The organism is Sedimentitalea todarodis, assembly GCF_032595355.1.
Lineage (GTDB): Bacteria > Pseudomonadota > Alphaproteobacteria > Rhodobacterales > Rhodobacteraceae > Sedimentitalea > Sedimentitalea todarodis.
This window is the reverse complement of record NZ_JASMWN010000066.1, coordinates 1-3,138: the sequence shown is the minus strand read 5'-3', so window position 1 is coordinate 3,138 and position 3,138 is coordinate 1. Positions and strand designations below refer to the sequence as shown.

Below are 3,138 nucleotides of genomic sequence, written 5' to 3'. Positions count from 1 at the left end.
GACAGGAAGTCCAGCGACCAGCGTTCACCCGGTCCCAGTGCTTCTGGCATCGGTGAGCGCGAGCCACGGGCCCGTTTGCGGCCCCGTCGTCGCCTGACGCCCAACTTCTCATCCGTGTACAAGGTTGTGACCGGTGACGCTCTGCACTGCAACCGCCGCACAGTGGCCGCTATCAACGCAGGGGGCGGTGATTGGTGCCTGGCGCTGAAAGGCAATCAGGAGTCCCTTCTGTCTGACGCCCGCGGCTGTTTCAGCAATTTGAAGGATGGCCACCCCGTGGCCAGCTCCGCGGACATGGCCGGGTGCTGGCGGCCACGATGCTCGGGCTGACCGACGTGCCGGTGATCCGGCTCGGGCACCTAGATGAAGCCGAGCGGCGCGCCTATCGCATCGCGGACAATAAGTTGACCGAGTTGGGCGAATGGGACGAGGCAATGCTGCGCGACGAGATCGCGGGGCTGCTGGCCGAGGATTTCGACCTGTCGCTGCTCGGGATCACCGACGAGGATCTGGACGCGCTGCTGCGTGATCCGGATGCGCTGGGCGACGACGGGCCGGTGGAGGGTGAGGATAACATTCCCGAACCGCCGGTCACGCCAGTGTCGGTGCCCGGCGACCACTGGCAGCTGGGATCGCACCGGCTGATCTGCAGCGACCGCACATCCGCCGATGTGGTCGGCCGACTTCTTGGCGATGTGAAGCCGCTGCTTATGGTCACCGATCCACCCTACGGCGTGGAATATGATCCGTCTTGGCGCAACCAGGCGGGGGCGGCCAAGACCAAACGCACCGGAAAGTGGCTGGCCGACTACAATGCTGAACGCCCGCACTCGACGCACGGAATCTTGACCCCTGACGAGGCATATGCCAGCAAAACAGAACCAATGAGATTAGCAGCCTGATTTGAAAACCTGATCCATCTTAACAAGGCTGCAAACTGGTCGAAAATCCAGGACCACCTCTCCCTGCTGGTATGCGGTGAAAAAGACGGGCAAGGCTCATTGGGCGGGCGATCGGAAACAGACGACGCTCTGGCATATCTCCGGCAAGGATCAGGACGCCGCCACCGTCCACGGCACCCAGAAGCCGGTGGAATGCATGCGCCGCCCGATCCTGAACAATTCCAGCCCCGGTCAGGCGGTGTATGAACCGTTCATGGGCTCCGGCACGACGCTGATCGCGGCCGAAACGACCGGGCGCGTGTGCTTCGGGATCGAATTGAACCCGGCTTACGTCGATGTCGCCATCGAGCGCTGGCAGCAGTTCACCGGCACCAATGCCGTGCTGGCGGAAACAGGAGAGACTTTTGCTGCGCTGAAAGCCAAGAGGCTAGCGGCATGAACGCGCCTCTTTTACCGGGCTGGAACGTACACTGGCCTCCTGCTCGGTCGAAGTGCGGGAATTCGCAGCCGTTCCACTTTTCGGCTCCGTTGGCCGATTTCTGCCTTTTTATAGCCCTAACTAAATGCAGCCGTCTGGAGGGTAAGAAAGTGGGAGTTTATGCCTGCGGACCGTCGCTAGCATTCAGTTGAAAGGGTCAGTCATAAATAGGTTCAGAAACGGAGTCAGCTAGATCGATTTGCCATCGTCACTTCCCGAGAACGAACCACTCTCAAGATCTGACCTAATCTGCTTGTCAGCCTCCTTCAGCAAATCATAAAACTGATCGACAATTTTTCTAACGCCTTCACTGGGGGTAAGGTCAAAGTCGTAATCTTCGCCACGAGTGTCATAACCAACCTCGAAAATACCTTCGTTTGCCACCTGCTTCGCCTTTTCAAGGGTTCGTCTTACCGTTTGGCTTAGAGAAGCCGAATGCTCTATCAGGAATCTCTTTAATCCAGATGCGTGCCGGTGAAAGTCTCCGGCAATGTGGGCTTGCGCATCACTCCAGTCCAAATCTGGGGCCCATGGATCGGGAATTACACCTGAAAAAAATCTATAAAACTCGGCGGCGGCGGCATACTCTCTCTCAAACATTAGCTCCTGACGCTTCAGAATAAGTCGCTTCCGATCAGCAAGATTGTTAAGCTCACCCTTGTGGGTTTCAAGTTGCAAGCTCAAATTTGCTTTGTGCGTTTCCACTAAACGAGAGGATATGAAGTTTCCTACAAATGCGGCGACGCCCGCTGATACTGTTGCAATTCCGCCGAGGGTGCCAACAATTTTTAAAATATCATTCCAGTCCAAATCTAAAAACTCTCCTGATTGCAAATTTGATCGTACGGTGCTTCCGTTTACAAGAAAGCTGGACTATGATTGCGAGGCTAAAAAGCCCGCACTGATCACTTTTGTATTTTGGTCTATTTGGCCAGCGTAGCGAATGATGAGTCTTACATGCCATGTCGCATGGTTGACGGAATGTGACAAGGTTGGCTATCTACGCCTTACTTTCGTTCGAGCGAGACGCAGCGTCCAGCAAAATGGGCTCAAGGCCGCCACTCGGCAGAGTTCACCGGCTCTGGCCAATCCGATAGACCCTAGCGCTGCCTTCTTCCTTTGCCGAAGCCACGACCAGCCCCAGCTTCTTGCCCAAGGCCCCCGACATGGCGCCGCGTATGGTGTGTGCCTGCCAGCCCGTGGCAGTGACAATCTCTTCCATCGTGGCCCCCTCAGGCCGCTGCAGCATCTCTATCATCATCGCCTGCTTGGTCCCGGCCCGCGGTGTCGGCCGTTTGGGCGCGGGCGGTTGGGCAGCATGTATGCGGATCGCGGCCATGGTCTTAACCACGACGGGCTCCACCCCGATGGCCAGCAGGCCCGCGTCGGTCACGACCAGCGTGGTACCGTGACCATCGCCGGTCTCGCGCCAGAGCGGTTCGCCCTTGCGCAGGTCGGCGTCGACCTCCTCGAGCCAGCCGCGCCCGATCATCATGCCGATGACCTTATTGGCGGCGGCGCCATGCAGCCCATTGGGCAGTGGCATTGCGAGATTATCAGCGCGCTGGGCGGCCGCGCTGAGGATGATGGTTTGCGTGTCGGTGAGTTTGGGCATCTGAGCCTCCGGCCTGATCGGGTAGGCCAGCGACAGCATCACCCGCGCCTTCAGGCTTGGAGCCATAAGCAGGATGCGCTTGATCTCGTTGCGGCTCAGCACCAGCGGGATCTTGACGGGCTCCTTCAGGCTAAAGATCTCCG

At 58.3% G+C, this 3,138-nt stretch carries 2 protein-coding genes and 3 pseudogenes; 2 read left to right on the top strand and 3 right to left on the bottom strand.

Translation table 11 applies throughout. The annotated features are described in order from the left end of the window. Positions 1 to 122: pseudogene (locus QO231_RS25880) on the bottom strand (IS3 family transposase); the annotation flags it as partial. A 162-nt stretch (positions 123 to 284) separates the two neighbouring features. Between QO231_RS25880 and QO231_RS25875 the strand changes: the two are divergent. Both QO231_RS25875 and QO231_RS25870 read left to right on the top strand, forming a co-directional pair. Then, a pseudogene (locus QO231_RS25875) lies at positions 285 to 813 on the top strand (DNA methylase); the annotation flags it as partial. Between the two features lie 147 nt (positions 814 to 960). Then, a pseudogene (locus QO231_RS25870) lies at positions 961 to 1,341 on the top strand (DNA-methyltransferase); the annotation flags it as partial. A gap of 228 nt (positions 1,342 to 1,569) precedes the next feature. Here the strand turns inward: QO231_RS25870 and QO231_RS25865 are convergent. Beyond that, positions 1,570 to 2,190 (bottom strand): hypothetical protein, encoded by a 621-nt coding sequence (locus QO231_RS25865; protein ID WP_316783127.1) that lies wholly within the window; start codon positions 2,188 to 2,190, stop codon positions 1,570 to 1,572. Positions 2,191 to 2,452: 262 nt separating this feature from the next. Then, complete coding sequence (locus QO231_RS25860; protein WP_316783129.1) at positions 2,453 to 2,995, bottom strand: DUF3489 domain-containing protein; 543 nt, start codon at positions 2,993 to 2,995, stop codon at positions 2,453 to 2,455. Between the last annotated feature and the right edge of the window lie 143 nt (positions 2,996 to 3,138).